Below are 15554 nucleotides of genomic sequence, written 5' to 3' on the forward strand. Positions count from 1 at the left end.
CTGCTGTCCACCGAGGTCTAGGGGGAATCGATGCTCACGCAGGCGATGAACGTGCTGCACATGCACCAGAAGGTCACCCTGATGGTGAACCGCTACGAGGTCTTCGCCGACGACAACGGCGAGCCCGGACAGCTCGTGGCGTTCGTCGAGCAGAAGCGGCTGGCCTTCAAGGAGCAGGTGACCATCTACACCGATTCGGGCCGGAGCCGGGTGCTCGCGGGCTTCCGCGCGCGCAAGGTGATCGACCTCGGCAGCGGCTACGACGTGCTCGACGGCGACGGCCGGCCCATCGGCGCGTTCCGCAAGGACTTCGGCAAGTCCCTGACCAACTCCACCTGGCACCTGGACCAGGCGGGCGCGCCGGTGGCCACGGGCAGCGAGCGCAACGCGGGCCTGGCGATCCTGCGCCGCCTGTGGGGCGTGCTCCCGCTGGTCAACGGCATCCCGTTCCCGTTCCGCTACCACTTCGACTTCGCCCGCGACGGCCGACCGGTGTTCAGCGTGGACAAGAAGACCTGGGTCCGCGACCACTACCTGATCCGGATCGAGGACCCGCAGGTCGACCGGCGCGTGGTGATCGCGCAGGCCGTCGCGGTGGACGCGCTCCAGTCCCGGTAGGCGCCACCGGTCCCGGTAGGCGCTCCCGCCCTGACAGGCGAACGGGCCCCGGGGGTGCTCCCCCGGGGCCCGTTCGGCTCACGCCGGTCAGTTCTCCAGCACGTCGCGGCGCGGGTCCGCACCGCGCTCGGCGTCCTCGGCGGAGGTGCCGATGTTCGGGCCCCGCGGCGGGATCCGGTCGTAGTCGGCCGGGTCGAGCCGGTCCACCTGGCCGCTGGCGATGCTCGACAGCATCCCGTCCAGTCCGATGTAGACGCTGCGGGTGAGCATGGCCCGGTGCTGCTGGCCCAGCGTCTGGGTCTGGCCGCGGACCTCGAACAGCACCGCGCCGCTGCCGTTGAGCGCGAACGAGCCGAGCCCGGTGCCCGGCAGGTTGGTGTCCTGCGGGTAGAGCGTGACATTGCCGAAGGCCGGCCGGTTGGCCGCCGCGGCCTGGAGGGCGTTGTTCACCGCGACGTTGAGCCGCTTCGAGTAGTCCAGGTCGTACCGGTCGGCGTACTCCTCGAAGCCCGGCGTGGTCGCCGGGTCGTCGACGAACCTGCCCGAGATGGACAGCGTGACGAACTCGTCCGGCTCGTCGGGCATCACGTAGCAGGCGCCCTGGTGGTGCAGGTCGACGTAGGTGTCCACCTCGCCGAACTCGGCGGTGAGCCCGCGGTAGACGTCCCGGACGGCCCGCGTCTCCGGCGAGAGGTACCAGCCGGTCTGCGCGGAGGTGCCCGGGAAGTCCTGCGCGCGCGGCACGTAGTCCAGGTCCGGGTGGTAGTCGCGGTTGATGTCGAACCCGGGCCGCGCCGCGTAGTCGTCACCCTGGAGCGATCGGGTGTAGTAGTTCCACGCGGGTTGGCTGCCGCGCAGCTGCGGGAACCGCGCGGTCACCTCCTGCCAGGTCATGTCGTTGCCGCGGCGGTCCAGCTCGGCGCCGTCCGGGTTCATCTTGGGGATGGCGACGATGGTCAGCTCGTCGCGCCAGCGCCGGGCCTTCGCGCTCTCGCTGGTGCCGACCCAGTCGAGCAGCTGGAGCAGCGCGTCCGTCCCGGTCTTCTCGTTGCCGTGGATCTCGCTGGTCAGCAGCACGGCCTTGCGACCGGTCCCGACCCTGGCCGACCAGATCGCCCGGCCCCGGTTGCTGTGGCCGAGCTGCTCCACCTCGACCCGGCCGTCGGCGGCGCGCTCGATGCGGTCCAGCTCGACGCCGAGCTCGCGGTGGTCGGTGAACTGGTTGACGGGCAGGTCGCGGGGCGCCTCGCTGCACGTGGTGGCGAGCATGACCTGGTCCTGCGCGGCGTGGGCCGGCAGGGCGGACAGGGTGGAGCCGAGCAGGGTCAGGGTGCTGAACGCGATCAGCGCGGCGGATCGTCGGCGTACGGGCACGGACGGCTCCTCACGGTGTGTGACAGGGACCATGCGCGTCGATACTAATTAGTTGTGTTAACGAATGGAATGGGCAACTCGTCCGGTTCGCCCGAGCGGGTCACGGCGCGGGCGACCACCGCACGTCGACCCAGTAGTTGCTGTCGGCGTGGCTCCGGTCGGGGAAGCCCGCGCCCAGGCGGTACGTGCCGTTGGGCCCGTCCACCCCGGACCGGAGGCCGGTCAGCGGTTCCAGGTGCCGGGACTCACGGCTGAAGTACTCCGCGTTCATCGCGTACCGGCCGCCGGGCGAGTAGTAGGAGACCACGTAGGTGGTGTCGGCGGCGACCGCCACGGGCGCGGCGAAGGTCAGCGACTGCCAGCCGCTCGCGGTCTCGCCGGTGAACGTGCCGGTGGCGAGCCGCTGCCCGGAGGCCGACCACAGCGAGCCGGTGTGCGTGCCGGTGTTGCCGGCCCCCTTGTAGAACCGGACGCCGCGCACCTCGCCCGCGCTCGGCGCGCGCCACTTCACGCCCAGCTCCAGCGGCGTGCCGTCCGCGTTGTCGGGGTTGGCCGGCGTGTCGGCCGTCGTCCACAGGCCGCACGGGCACGACCGCGGCTCCACCGCGACCGAGGTGGCCACCGGGGTGGACAGGTTCAACGAGTCGTCCACCGCGCGCACCCGCAACTGCGCCTGCCCGGAGGCCGTCGGCGTGTAGGCGTGGCTCCACGTGCCCTGGCCCGCCTGCCAGTTCGCCGGGCGCCAGCGGGCGCCGCCGTCGGTGGACACCTCGACGCCGCTCACCTGGCCGGCCGCGTCGGACACGGTGCCCGAGAACGCGTACTGCGCGCCGACCTCGGCCCGGGCGGGCGCGGTGGTGAAGGCGACCACCGGCGGCTGCGCGTCGGCGGTGGCGGTCGCCTGGACCAGGTCGGGCTGGAGCGTGGTCGCGGACACACCCATGTCGGCCAGGAAGTTGACCGTGGCCTGCTGCATCCGCGAGTCCGAGGTGGGGGTGGTGGTCCGGTAGGCGTGCTCGTCGTCCAGGCCCCAGGACCACTGGACGGTGCCCGCGCCGAACACCAGCGAGCCGCTGGGGTGCCGGTAGTAGGTGATCGCGTGCGTCTCGGTGCCGGAGCCGTACGCGTCACCCCAGTTCTTCAGCACGTAGGGGCCGTTGAGCTGGACCGTGGTCCGCGACATCCGCGCCACGCCCGGCGGCTGGCGCCCGTTGTCCGGGACCGTGTTCCACTCGTAGCCGAGGGTGCCGGGCCGGAAGGTGTAGGTGGCGCCGGCGGCCATGGACTGCAACGAGGTGTGCCGCCAGAGGCGCATCCTGCCGTAGGCGGCGGGCACCCGGAGGGAGTCCTCGCGGCGGCCGTTGACGGTGAAGATGTTGCCCAGCAACGCGTTCTCCGGGCGGCCGCCGTCCTGCGGCGGGCTGTGGCGCGGGTCGCGCCAGGTGCCGGTCCAGTCGTCCGACCCGTCGTCCTGACCGTTCTTGGTCTCCTTGAAGCAGGCCACCGTGCGCCAGTTCGTGCCGGAGCCGTCGATGGAGGGTTCCCACCGGGTCTTCCAGAAGACCTCGTTGGCGGTCAGGAACGCCAGGTGCACACCGGCGTCACGGGCGGCCTCCACGTTCGCCCGCTGCTCGTCGGACCAGTACTCGTCGTGTCCCACCGCCATGAACACCCGGTGGTTCCTGATCAGGTGACCGCGGCGGGCCGAGTCCACGTCGGTGGTGTAGCTGACGTCGTAGCCGTTGCGCTCCAGGAACCGCAGCATCGGGTACTCGGCGTTGAAGATGAAGTTCTCCTCGCCGTCGCCGCCGGTGTAGGGCCGGTTGTAGCTCACCTCGTACGCCTGGCCACCCGCACCGGGGCCGTCGCCGAAGTAGAGGCTGTTGCCGCCGTAGCGGTTGTAGGCCACCCACGTGGCGTCCGAGGTCTGGAACAGGACCTTCGAGGTGCTGCTGTCGTCGCGCACCACGAACGCGATCTCGTTCTCCGCGCCGGTGTCGTCGCGGCGCATCCGCGCGTAGTACACGCCGGACACGGCGTCCGCGGGCACGTCCCAGCTCAACGACACGTCCCAGTTGCCGCAGTCGATCAACGCCGTCACGGCCTGGCGCAGGCAGGCGGGCTGCTGCTGCGCGGAGTTCCGCGACACCGACCCGACGAGCCGCGCGCCCTTGCCCGCGTAGTAGCCCAGGCGGTGGACGTCCAGGCGGTAGGAGGAGGCGCCGGTGAGCACCTTGAAGTCGACCCGGCCGCCGGGCGCCGCGCTGATGTCGGTCGAGTACCCCACGATCGACGGGTCCCGGTAGACCACCTGCCAGTCGTCGGTCCCCGGTCTGGTGTTCTCGCACGCCACCCGGTTCACCACCGGCGCGTCGCACGGCGCGGCCGCGGCGAACCGCGGCACGACGCCGTTGACCGCCACCACCAACCCCGCCGTCGACACCAGCACGACGAACAGGCGCAACAACTTCATCGTCGCCAAGACAGGCCACCCCTCTGACGCCACCGGTGGTTCACGATTCGAGCGCCGTCGTCTTCGGCGGGAATTCGCCACCACGGGAGTCGAGCGGGGGACATCGCCCGTTACCCGCCTTGAACAGCTCCGCCCGTTCGCCTCGTCCACCGCACCGCGACCGGACGTCGTTGCTGTGCCGAACAGCGCATCGACCCTATTTCGGCGGTCAGACCAGGCTCGGGTTGACCCGGGCGAACCCCTCCTGGCGCTGATAGGGGAAATAGGGATAGGGAGCGGTTCGCGCGCTCACCGCGTCGAGGGTGGCGAGCTGGTCCGGGCCGAGTTCCCAGCCGACCGCGCCGAGGTTGTCGCGCAGCTGCGCGCCGTTGCGCGCGCCGATGATGACCGAGGCGACGGTCGGCCGGGTGAGCAGCCAGTTGAGGGCGACCTGCGGCACGGTCCGGCCGGTCTCCGCCGCGATCTCGACGAGCGCGTCGACCACGTCGTACAGCAGCTCCTGGTCCACGGGCGGGCCGTGGTCGGCGGTGGCGTGCAGGCGGCTCCGCGCGGGCAGCGGTCGCCCGCGGCGCACCTCGCCGGTGAGCCGCCCCCAGCCGAGCGGGCTCCACACGAGGGCGCCGACGCCCTGGTCGTGCCCGAGCGGCATCAGCTCCCACTCGTAGTCGCGGCCGACGAGGGAGTAGTAGACCTGGTGGGCGACGTAGCGCGGGTGGTGGCGCCGCTCCGCGACCGCCAACGACTTCATCAGCTGCCAGCCGGAGAAGTTGGACACGCCGAGGTAGCGGACCTTGCCCGCCCGGACCAGGCCGTGGAGCGCGTCCAGGACCTCCTCGACGGGCGTGCCCGCGTCGAACGCGTGCAGCTGGAACAGGTCGACGTGGTCGGTGCCGAGGCGGCGCAACGCGTCCTCGCACGCCTTGATCAGCCGGGACCGCGACGAGCCCGCGTCGTTGGGCCCGTCGCCGGTGGGCAGGGTCGCCTTCGTGGACAGGAGCACCCGGTCCCGGCGTCCCCTGATCGCCGCGCCGAGCACCTCCTCCGACGCGCCATCGGAGTACACGTCGGCGGTGTCGAACAGGGTCACCCCCGCGTCGAGGCAGAGGTCGACCAGCTCGCGCGCCTCCGCCACGTCGGTGTCGCCCCACGCGCCGAACAGCGGGCCGCGCCCGCCGAAGGTGCCCGCGCCGAGACTGAGCACGGGCACCTGGAGCCCGGAGGCCCCCAGCCGTCGGTGTTCCATGACGCCTCCTCATTAAAGGTACTGTGGTGCCGTTAACGTAGCACACTAAAGGAACTGGAGTCCCGTTATGACCCAGGCACGACCGGGCGGGCGGTCCGCCCGGGTGCGGGCGCAGGTGCTCCGGGCCACCGGGGACGTCCTGGCCGAGCAGGGGTTCGCCCACCTCGACCTGGCCGACGTCGCCCGCCGCGCGGACGTCGGCAAGACCACGGTGTACCGGCGCTGGGGCACCCCGACCGCGCTCGTGGCCGACCTGCTGCTCGACATGGCCGAGCAGTCCTCGCCGCGCACCGACACCGGCGACCTGCTGGAGGACCTGAGGGCCAACGCCCGGCTCGTCCACCGCACGCTCACCGACCCCCGGCAGGGCTCGCTGTTCCAGTCGGTCATCGCCGCCGCCACCTGCGACGGCCAGGCCGCCACCGCCCTGCACGGCTTCTACGCCACCCGCGTGGCCGAGTGGGCGCCGTGCGTGGAGCAGGCCGTCGCGCGGGGCGAGGCGCCGCCGGGCACGGACGCCCACGCGGTGATCCGGGCCGTCTCCGCGCCGCTCTACTACCACCTCCTCACCACGGGAGGCCTGGACGGAGCACTGGCCGACCAGGCCGCCGAAGCTGCCGCGGTCGCCGCCCGCGCGGGCGTGTACGTACGTCCGTGAGAATCGCACCAGGGACAGAACACGGGACAAAAAAGCCGGGGAACACCCCGTGACGTGGACTGGAAAGCGCGCCGAAATTCCCGTCTCCCTGCGCGCAACCGCCATTTGCTGGTACATGTTGGGACAAGGGCGTCCGCAGGGGGCGTGACCGCCCTGCTCCCGCCTTGAACGGGAGCACTTCTCACGGACTCGGGGGGGTCTATGAAACAGCACGGCCGCAACAGCTTCTTCGTCGTCGGCGAAGGGGTGATCGAATTCGACCGCGACGGCAACGCGCTCACGCGCCGACCGGCCGCGGTCGAGGAACTGCGCCGGTTCCGGTTCTCCCGGTTGGGGCCGGAGGGCGCGCAGCTCGACGAGGGGACCAGGGTGGCGCTGGCCGACGCGATGACCGCGGCGGGCGCGCAGCCGGAGTCCGCGGACCCGCCGGTCCCGGCGGGTTTCACCTACCTCGGCCAGTTCGTCGACCACGACCTGACCATGGACCGGACCGAAACGCAGCTGGGCGAGGACGTGACCCTGGACGAGCTGGTGCAGGGCCGCTCGCCGGCCCTGGACCTCGACTCGCTCTACGGGCGCGGTCCGGACGACCACGCGGACCGGGTGTACTACGCCGCCGACCGGGTCAAGCTGAAGGTCGGCACGACGTCGCCCGCGAGCGGCCCGCCCGGCGACCAGCAGGTCACCCTGCCGATGGAGGGCTTCGACCTGCCGCGGTTCGGGCAGACCGGCCTGACCGAGGAGGAGCGCAGGCGCCCGCTGATCCCGGACCCGCGCAACGACGAGAACCTGGCCGTGGCGCAGACGCACCTGGCGTTCATCAGGTTCCACAACCAGGTCGTCGACGAGCTGGCGCTGCGCGGCCTGACCGGCAGGCGGCTGTTCGAGGCGGCGCGCGGCCAGGTGGTGCGGCACTACCAGTGGTTGCTGCGCCACGACTTCCTGCCCCGCGTCGTGGACCCCGCGATCGTGGACGACGTGTTCACCAACGGCAGGCGGTTCTTCGAGGCGCCCCGCCGCGGCAGGCCGGTGGGGCCGCACCCGACGATGCCGCTGGAGTTCGCGGTGGCCGCGTACCGGTTGGGCCACAGCATGATCCGGTCGGAGTACGAGTGGAACCGGGTGTTCAACACGGGCACCGGCATCCCGGGGACGCTGTTCCTCCTGTTCGCGTTCAGCGGCACCTCCGGCAACTTCGACGGCGGGTCGTCGCTGGCGGACCTGGACGACCCGCACCACGAGAGCGTCGACGCGCTGCCCACCAACTGGATCGCCGACTTCCGCAGGCTGTACGACTTCGCCGAGGTCGACCGGCCGGACCTGGCGCCGCCCGCGGGCGGCGGCAACGCGGCCATGCGGATCGACTCCCTGCTGGTGGACCCGCTGGACCAGCTGCCGGCGGGCACCTTCGGCGGTCGCGGCGCGCCGGTCGACGACGTCCAGCGCAACCTGGCCTTCCGCAACCTCACGCGGGCGGGCATGGTCCGGCTGGCGAGCGGGCAGCAGATGGCGGAGCTGCTGTGCGTCGACCCGTTGACCGAGGAGCAGGTCCTGGTCGGGAACGGGGGCGCGTCCCTGGACCAGCTCACCGACGAGCAGAGGGCCGCGGTCGCCGCCGCGACCCCGCTGTGGTTCTACGCCCTGCGGGAGGCGGAGTTCAACGGCGGCCGGCTCGGGCCGGTCGGCGGCCGGGTCGTCGCCGAGGTGTTCCACCGGGCGATGGAGGGCAGCCGGACGTCGATCGTGCGCGAGCCGTCGTGGCGGCCCGTGCTCGGTCCCGACCGGCGGACGTTCCGCATGACGGACCTCCTGCTCTTCGCCTTCGAGGGCAAGGCGGACCTGCTCAACCCGTTGGGCGACTGACGGTCCCGGGGGTGCGCGGCGCACGTGCCGCGCACCCCCGGCGCGGCGCGGCCCGGGAGGGCGGCGCACCCGGACGGGTGCGGTCCGCCGGCGGCCTCACGTCCTTGTCGGTGGTTGCCGGTAGCGTGCGCGCCGTGGACGTTGAGGAACGGATCCGGGAACTTGCCGACCAGGTCGTGGTGCTGCGCGACGCGTACTACCGGGGTTCGCCACTGGTGGCGGACGCCGAGTACGACGCGATCGAGGACGAGCTGCGTGGGCTGATCGAGGCGAACCCGGGGCTGGCTCCCGACCCCAACCCGCTGGAGCAGGTGGGCGCGCCCGCGGTGCTGCACGCGCCGGTCCGGCACTCGCGCCCGATGCTGTCGCTGGAGAAGGCGACCAGGCCCGAGCAGGTGGAGGCGTTCTTCGGCCGCTTCCCCGGCCAGCCGGTGGTGGTGATGCCGAAGCTGGACGGGCTGTCGCTGTCGCTGGTCTACGAGGGCGGGCGGCTGGCGCGGGCGGTCACCCGCGGGGACGGTTCCACGGGCGACGACGTGACGCCGCTGGTGCGGGCGCTGGCGGACGGCGTGCCCGACCGGGTCGACGCGCCGGGCCGGGTGGAGGTGCGCGGCGAGGCGGTGATGCTGCGGTCCACCTTCGCCGCCTACAACACCGCGCACCCGGACAAGCCGCTGATCAACCCGCGCAACGCGGCCGCGGGCACGTTGCGGGCCAAGGACCCGGCCACGGTCGCCGGTCGGCGGCTCCAGTTCTTCGCCTTCGACCTGGACACCTCCGAGGGCGGCGCGGCGGCCGACCTGGAGCAGGGCCTGCGCGCGCTCGGGTTCGACGTCGCCGACATGCGGCACTGCGACACCCCGGCGGCGGCGCAGGAGGTGATCGGCGGGATCGAGGCGCGGCGCAACGACCTGGACTACGACCTCGACGGCGCGGTGCTGCGGCTGGCCAACCGGGACGCCTACGCGGCCGCCGGGACGCGGTCGAACTCGCCGCGCGGCGCGCTGGCCTACAAGTTCGCCGCCGAGGAGAAGACCACCGTGCTGTCCGATGTGGTCTGGGACGTCGGCAAGACGGGCAAGATCGCCCCGGTCGCGCACCTGGAGCCGGTGTTCGTCGGCGGCACCACGGTGACCCGCGCGACGCTGGCCAACCAGGAGGTGATCCGGGCGCGCGGCATCAGGATCGGCGACACCGTGCTGGTCCGCCGGGCCGGCGACGTGATCCCGTTCGTGGCGGGCGTGCTGGACGAGTCCAAGCGCACCGGCGAGGAGCGGGAGATCGTGCCGCCGGCGGCGTGCCCGTCGTGCGGGCACGGGCTGACCGAGCAGGGCAACAGCCGCGAGCTGTTCTGCACCAACGTGGCCTGCCCGGCGCAGACCGTGCGCCGGCTGGTGCACTGGGCGTCGCGGGCGGCGGCGGACATCGAGGCCGTCGGTCCGGTGTGGATCGAACGCCTCGCCGAAGCCGGGCTGCTGGAGAACCCGTCGGACTTCTACTCCCTGACCCGGGAACAACTCCTGGAGTTCGAGCGGATCGGCGAGACCTCGGCCACGCGCATGATCGACTCGATCGCCGCCGGCCGCGCCGTCGGCCTGCGCCGGGCGCTGATCGGGTTCGCGATCCCGATGGCGTCGGAGGGCACGGCGGCCCGGCTGTGCCGCGCCGGGTTCGGCTCGCTGGAGGAGGTCGCCGACGCGGGCGAGGAACGCCTCGTGGCCGTCGAGGACATCGGCCCGAAGGTCGCCGCCTCCCTGATCGAGCACCTCACCCGGCTGCGCCCCGAGCTGGACCGGCTGCGGCGGGCCGGCGTCTCCCTGGACGTGCGGGAGGAGGACCTGCCGCCCGTCGTCGCCTCGGACGCGCCGCTGGCCGGCAAGACCGTGGTGGTCACGGGCTCGATCAGCGACCCGCGCTCCGGCGAGAAGGTGCCCCGCCCCACCTTCCAGCGGCTGTGCCAGAAGGCGGGCGCGACCACCGCGTCCTCGGTCTCCGCGAACACCGACTACCTGATCACCGGGGCCGACGTGGGCGCGAACAAGACCGCGAAGGCCGAGAAGCTCGGGGTCGAGGTCGTGGACCAGGGCGAGATCTGGAAGCAGCTCATCGCGGCCGGGATCGCCTAGCGCTCCGGCCGGGCTTCGCGGTCCTGGCCAGTCGAGCTTCGCGATCCCAGTCGGGCCTCACGATCCCCGGTCGATCGGGGGTCGGTGGGCGCGGGTGCGCCCACCGGTCGGTCGTGGTCGGCCCCGCCCGGCCCGGCGGCCACGCGGATCCGCGTGGCCGCCGGGCCGATCACCGGGTCAGTTGCTCCAGGTGTAGCCGTTCGTCCCGACGTGGCCGTTGCTCCACGTGAACCCGTTGCTCCACGTGAAGCCGTCCGTCGACGCGGCCCCGGCCGGAGCCGCCGTCGCGGTGGCGGGCGCGGCGAGCGCGACCGCGCCGAGCGCGAGCGCGAGAACCGGCAGCGTTCGCAGGATCCTTGTCATGGCGCTTCCTCCTCGATCCGATGAATCGCCTGGTGAGCGCGAAGTCCGTCCAGTCTGGCAGAGCGGGGGCGCCGGAACGGCGGTCGATCGGGACCCGATGCACCGGCGCCGGCTCACGGCGCGACCCGGACGCCGTCGCTGTCGTTGTCGGACAGGAACAGCGCGAGTGCCCGGCCCTCCTCGACGACGGCGTCGCGGTCATCGCCCGACAGGCCGCGCAGCGGCGTGACGACCACCGCGCCCGCCTCGGTGGTCCAGGTCGCGGCGACCCGTCCGTCGACCAGGACGACGCGCGCGCCGGCGACCGACAGGCCCCGGTCGGCGTCGTCGATGATCCGGCCGCGGTCGTGGTAGCCGAGGATCGCGTTGTCGAACGCGGGCAGGAACCGCACCGGCGCGGGCGTGTCGGGGTCGGGGCGCGGGGCGTCGGGCAGGTCCAGCAGTTCCCGGCCGCGCTCGTCGCGGAAGGAGACCAGCTCCTCCCGCACCGCGGCCACCGCCGCCGGCAGGCCGGTCAGCCCGCTCCACGCGCGCAGGTCGGCCGTCGCGGCGGGGCCGAACGCGGCCAGGTAGCGCCGCACCAGCGCGCGGCCGACCGGGTCCGAGCCGTCGGGGGCCGGCGGGTCGACCTCGCGCCCCAGCCACGAGGAGAGCGGCACGGTGCGGACACCCGCCTTCGCCCGCCACAGCCCGCGCGGCGGCAGCTGCACCACCGGGATGAGGGCGGCGACCAGCATCTCCCCCAGCGCCCGCGGTCCCGACGCGGGCCGGCGCGCGGCGACCGCGCGCACGAGTTCGGCCGCGGAGCGGGGTTCGCCGTCCGCCATCACCGCCCGGCCCGCCGCCGCCAGCTCGTCGAGGTCCACCCCGGCCAGCTCGTCGCGGTAGGTGCCGAGCACCCGTTGGCGCAGCATGGTGTCGTGGCGCGCCCGCCACGCCAGGACGTCCTCGGCGGTGACGAGGTGGACGGTGCGGCGCATGAGGTGGGTCCGCACCACGCGCCTGCCGGTCAGCAGGTCGTCGAGCGCGGCCGGGTCGAAGGCGCGGAGCCGCGACCAGAGCCCGGTGAACGGCTCCTGCGGTTCCTGCGCCTGGAGTCCGCACAGGTGCGCGACGGCGTCGACGACCGGCAGGTCGGCGCGGTCGAGCAGCAGCTGCCGGGCGAGGGTCGCGCGGTTGAGCGCCCGGCTGTCCAGGACCGTCACCGGTTCGCACCCCCGTGGTCGGTGTTCCCGTGGTCGGTGTTCCCGGGCCACCCCGGTTCGTTCGCCCTCACGGTGAGGCGTTCCCTCCCGCTCTCCGCGCCGCTCAGCCCGACCTCCGCCCGTCGAGGGCCTCGCGCAGGGCCTTCGCGTGCCCGGCGTGGTGCGCGGTCTCGGTGATGACGTGCACCAGCGCCCAGCGCACGCTGTGCGACGTCCCCGGCTCCTGCCAGGGCGCGTCCGGCAGGAGGTACGTCGTCGACAGGTCGGGCAGGGAGGCGATGATTTCCTCGCTGCGGGCGGCGACCTGCTCGTAGCGGGCGAGGATCCCGGACAGCGCCTCGCCGGGCCGGAGCCGGAACTCCGCCTGGTGGTCGACCATCCATTGCGGGACCTCGCGCGCGGTGCCGGCCATGATGTCGTCCCAGGTGACTCCGTCGGGCAGGTCGAAGTTCATCCCCCGCGGCCCCTCTGCCGCGAACCGCAGCCACGACTCCTCCACGGATGTGACGTGCTTGACCAGCCCGCCGAGGCACAGCGCGCTGACCGTGGGCCGTTCGCCGGCCTGCTCGTCGCTGAGCCCTTCGGTGGTCTTGATCAAGGCGGATCGCGCGGCCGCGAGCGCGGAGAGCAGGTCGGCGCGCTCGGCGTCCGGGATCGCGGTGGACGTGGTGGACGTGGTGGACGTGGTGGTCACGGTGTTCGGCACGGGACCACGGTCGCAGGTAAAGCGGTCAGTTCGTGTCCTCTTTGAGGAACGTGGCGGCCCGAGCGGTGACGGCCCGGCGTCGTCGGCGCGGTCGAGGACCACCACCGGGAGCAACGGCTTCACCGGACCGCCCGACAGCTGCGGCCTCGTCGGACCACCCACGACCAGCGGCTTCACCGGACCACCTCCGCCTCGGGCGCGGCGAGGTCGGCCCGGGTGGGCAGCCCCTCCCAGTCGCCGGTCGCCCCGACCACGAAGCCGCCCAGCGCGTTGCCGGTCCGCAGGCACCGCTCGACGTCCGCGCCGGCGACCAGCTCGGACAGGTAGCCGCCGGCGAAGGCGTCACCCGCCCCGACCGCGTCCACCACCCGCGCGGGCCTGGTCGGCGCGTGCCGGGTGCGACCCGCGTGGCGGGCCAGGGCGATGGCGACGTTGGACTCCGCTCCCCCGATGCCCGGCACGGCCCGCGCCGCGCCCCGGCCGGAGGCGGGCACGGTCAGCAGCGCCATGGTCTCGCCCGGGGTGATCACGCCGCTCACGCCGCGCCACCCAGCCTGATCAGCACCTTGCCGCCGCCGGGGCCGGCCGCGCGTTCGAGGGCGGCCACGCCGTCGGCCAGGTCGAACTCGCCGCTGACGAGCGGCGCCAGGTCGAGGCCGGCGCCCAGCGCGCGGACGGCGTCGGTGACCTCGTCGACGAACCGGTAGGAGCCGACCCAGGTGATCTCGCGGGTGACCAGGTCGCCCAGCACGGCCCGCGCCGAGCCGCCGGGCAGGTTGCCCACCTGCACCAGCGTGCCGCCGCGGGCGGTGGCGCGCAGGACCGGTCCGAGCGCGGCGGGGACGCCGGAGGCCTCGAACACCACCTCGACGTCCTCGGGCAGCGCGTCGCCCGAGCCGAGGTCGCGCGCCTCGTCCGCGCCCAGCGCGCGGGCCACCGCGAGGGGTTCGGGCGCGATGTCGGCCACCACGACCCGCGCCGCGCCCGCCGACCTGGCCGCCGCGACGACGAGGCAGCCGATCGGGCCCGCGCCGTTGACCAGCACGGTGCGGCCGGCCACCTCGCCCGCGCGGCGCACGGCGTGCAGCGCGACCGCCAGGGGTTCGGCGAGCGCGCCCAGGCGGGTGCCGACGCCGGCGGGCAGCACGCGGACCTGGTCGGCGCGCACCGCGACGAGGTCGGCGAAACCGCCGTCGGTGTGCGGGTCGAACGCGGCGGAACCGAGGTAGCGGACGCGGGTGTTGAGGTTGTCCCGCCCGGCCAGGCGCTCGGGCAGGTCGCCCTCCGGCGTGGCGGGGTGGACGGTCACGGGGGTTCCGGGTTCGACCCCGGTGACGCCGGGGCCGAGGGCGGCGACGCGACCGGCGACCTCGTGGCCGAGGACCAGCGGCCGGCGCAGCACGGCGGTGCCGGACGCGCCGTGCCTCCAGTAGGCGAGGTCCGACCCGCAGACGCCGCCCCACTCGACGGCGACGAGCACCTGGCCGGGTCCCGCGACCGGGTCCGGGCGTTCGTCCACCCGCACGTCTCCCGGGCCGTGCACGACGAGCGCCCTCATGCGGCGTCCTCCAACCGGACCAGGTCGCGGCCCCGCGTCTCGGGCGAGAGCAGGGTGGCGACGAGCGTGATGAGCGAGTAGGCCATGAGCATCGCGGCGATGGGCCACCAGTGGCCGGTCACGGCGGTCAGCGTGGCTGCCAGCACGGGGCCGATGGCGGTGGCGAGGATGCCGCCGACCTCCTTGGCCAGGGCGAGCTGGGTGAAGCGGTTGCGCGCGCCGAACAGCTCGGCCATGGCGACGCTCTCCAGGGAGAACAGGCCCAGCACGGAGAGGTTGAGGCCGAGGACCATGGCGACCACGACGGCGACGGTGCTGCCGCTGGTGATCATCAGCATCATGGGGAAGGCGAAGGCGATCGAGGCGGCGGTCAGCGCGAGGTAGACGGGCCGGCGGCCGAAGCGGTCGCCGAGCAGGCCCACCAGCGGCACGGTGGCGAAGCCGAGGATCGAGCCGTAGACGATGGCCGAGGTGGGCACGGTGCGGTCGATCAGCAGCGTGCCGGCGGTGTAGCCGACGAGGAACGTCTGCACCAGGCCGGAGTTGCCCGCCTGCCCGAACCGCAGGCCGAGGGCGAGGAAGAAAGCCTTGCCCTTGCGCTGCTTGAGGCCCGCTTCGAGGGTGTTGCTCTTCGCGACCTCCTCGCGGGACAGCGCCACGCCGTCCACGACGTCCGCGCGCTCCTCGAAGACGGGGCTCTCCTTGAGGTTGCGGCGCATCCACACCGCGAAGACCATCAGCACGAAGCTGAGCAGGAACGGCAGCCGCCAGCCCCAGGAGACCAGCTGCTCCTCGGACAGCACCGCGATGAGCACCGCCCACAGGCCGGACGCGGCGAGCGTGCCGGAGTTGGTGCCCAGCGACACCAGCGAGGCGACGAGGCCGCGGCGGCGGACCGGCGCGTACTCGGCGAGCATGACGGTGGCGCCCGCGATCTCCGCGCCCGCGCCGAAGCCCTGGACCAGGCGCAGCACCACCAGCATGATCGGCGCGAGGATGCCGACGGTCTGGTAGGTGGGCAGCGCGCCGATGAGCGTGGTGGACGCGCCCATGAGGGCGATGGTGATGAACAGGACCTTCTTGCGGCCGATGCGGTCGCCCATCCGGCCGAAGTAGACCGCGCCCACCAGGCGGGCCACGTAGCCGACGCCGTAGGTGGCCATGGCGGCGATCAGGCCGATCGCGGGGCTGACGTCCGGGAAGAAGATCTTGTTGAAGACGATCGCGGCGGCCAGCGAGTAGAGCTGGAAGTCCATGAACTCCATGGCCGTGCCCAGCCAGCCGGACACGGCGGCCCGGGTGAGGTCGCGGGTGGTGCGGTTCGCCGGGCGTGGCGCCGTGGTGGGGGTGCCCGTCATCCTGTGCTC

The 15554-nt window shown here is 73.3% G+C and carries 13 protein-coding genes; 4 read left to right on the top strand and 9 right to left on the bottom strand.

The window, feature by feature from the left end; genetic code table 11:
* The first annotated feature begins 30 nt into the window (after window positions 1-30).
* The gene (locus ABD223_RS28200) at window positions 31-618 is read left to right on the top strand and encodes an LURP-one-related family protein (RefSeq protein WP_344039598.1); all 588 of its coding nucleotides are present in this window, start codon (window positions 31-33) and stop codon (window positions 616-618) included.
* An 87-nt stretch (window positions 619-705) separates the two neighbouring features.
* Here the strand turns inward: ABD223_RS28200 and ABD223_RS28205 are convergent, their stop codons facing one another.
* The 3 genes from ABD223_RS28205 to ABD223_RS28215 all read right to left on the bottom strand — a co-directional run bounded on the left by ABD223_RS28205 (window position 706) and on the right by ABD223_RS28215 (window position 5708).
* Window positions 706-1992 carry a M14 family zinc carboxypeptidase gene (locus ABD223_RS28205; protein ID WP_344039599.1) on the bottom strand — a complete coding sequence of 429 codons (1287 nt, stop codon included), beginning with the start codon at window positions 1990-1992 and terminating at the stop codon, window positions 706-708.
* 100 nt (window positions 1993-2092) lie between these two features.
* Entirely contained in the window at window positions 2093-4465 is a 2373-nt protein-coding gene (locus ABD223_RS28210; RefSeq protein ID WP_344039600.1) for a N,N-dimethylformamidase beta subunit family domain-containing protein, read from the bottom strand.
* Between the two features lie 208 nt (window positions 4466-4673).
* On the bottom strand, window positions 4674-5708 hold the full coding sequence (locus ABD223_RS28215) for an aldo/keto reductase (RefSeq protein ID WP_344039601.1): 1035 nt from the start codon (window positions 5706-5708) through the stop codon (window positions 4674-4676).
* A 67-nt stretch (window positions 5709-5775) separates the two neighbouring features.
* Between ABD223_RS28215 and ABD223_RS28220 the strand changes: the two genes are divergently transcribed.
* The 3 genes from ABD223_RS28220 to ligA all read left to right on the top strand — a co-directional run bounded on the left by ABD223_RS28220 (window position 5776) and on the right by ligA (window position 10355).
* Window positions 5776-6366, top strand: coding sequence for a TetR/AcrR family transcriptional regulator (locus tag ABD223_RS28220; protein ID WP_344039602.1), 591 nt, complete (start codon window positions 5776-5778; stop codon window positions 6364-6366).
* Between the two features lie 201 nt (window positions 6367-6567).
* Window positions 6568-8229 (top strand): peroxidase family protein, encoded by a 1662-nt coding sequence (locus ABD223_RS28225; RefSeq protein WP_344039603.1) that lies wholly within the window; start codon window positions 6568-6570, stop codon window positions 8227-8229.
* A 134-nt stretch (window positions 8230-8363) separates the two neighbouring features.
* On the top strand, window positions 8364-10355 hold the full coding sequence (ligA, locus tag ABD223_RS28230; RefSeq protein ID WP_344039604.1) for an NAD-dependent DNA ligase LigA: 1992 nt from the start codon (window positions 8364-8366) through the stop codon (window positions 10353-10355).
* 177 nt (window positions 10356-10532) lie between these two features.
* On the opposite strand, the gene ABD223_RS28235 is transcribed toward ligA, so the two are convergent.
* The 6 genes from ABD223_RS28235 to ABD223_RS28260 all read right to left on the bottom strand — a co-directional run bounded on the left by ABD223_RS28235 (window position 10533) and on the right by ABD223_RS28260 (window position 15545).
* Window positions 10533-10718, bottom strand: a complete 186-nt coding sequence (locus ABD223_RS28235; protein ID WP_344039605.1) for a hypothetical protein — start codon at window positions 10716-10718, stop codon at window positions 10533-10535.
* A 113-nt stretch (window positions 10719-10831) separates the two neighbouring features.
* Window positions 10832-11923, bottom strand: coding sequence for a winged helix DNA-binding domain-containing protein (locus tag ABD223_RS28240; protein WP_344039606.1), 1092 nt, complete (start codon window positions 11921-11923; stop codon window positions 10832-10834).
* Window positions 11924-12026: 103 nt separating this feature from the next.
* Window positions 12027-12629, bottom strand: a complete 603-nt coding sequence (locus ABD223_RS28245) for a DinB family protein (protein ID WP_344039607.1) — start codon at window positions 12627-12629, stop codon at window positions 12027-12029.
* A 173-nt stretch (window positions 12630-12802) separates the two neighbouring features.
* The gene (locus tag ABD223_RS28250; protein ID WP_380647139.1) at window positions 12803-13138 is read right to left on the bottom strand and encodes a carbohydrate kinase family protein; all 336 of its coding nucleotides are present in this window, start codon (window positions 13136-13138) and stop codon (window positions 12803-12805) included.
* Window positions 13139-13164: 26 nt separating this feature from the next.
* Window positions 13165-14187 carry an L-idonate 5-dehydrogenase gene (locus tag ABD223_RS28255; protein ID WP_344039609.1) on the bottom strand — a complete coding sequence of 341 codons (1023 nt, stop codon included), beginning with the start codon at window positions 14185-14187 and terminating at the stop codon, window positions 13165-13167.
* Window positions 14184-15545 (bottom strand): MFS transporter, encoded by a 1362-nt coding sequence (locus ABD223_RS28260; protein WP_344039610.1) that lies wholly within the window; start codon window positions 15543-15545, stop codon window positions 14184-14186. The genes ABD223_RS28255 and ABD223_RS28260 overlap by 4 nt, the downstream gene beginning before the upstream one ends.
* Between the last annotated feature and the right edge of the window lie 9 nt (window positions 15546-15554).

Source organism: Saccharothrix xinjiangensis, assembly GCF_039527585.1.
In the GTDB taxonomy this organism is placed as follows: Bacteria; Actinomycetota; Actinomycetes; order Mycobacteriales; family Pseudonocardiaceae; genus Actinosynnema; species Actinosynnema xinjiangensis.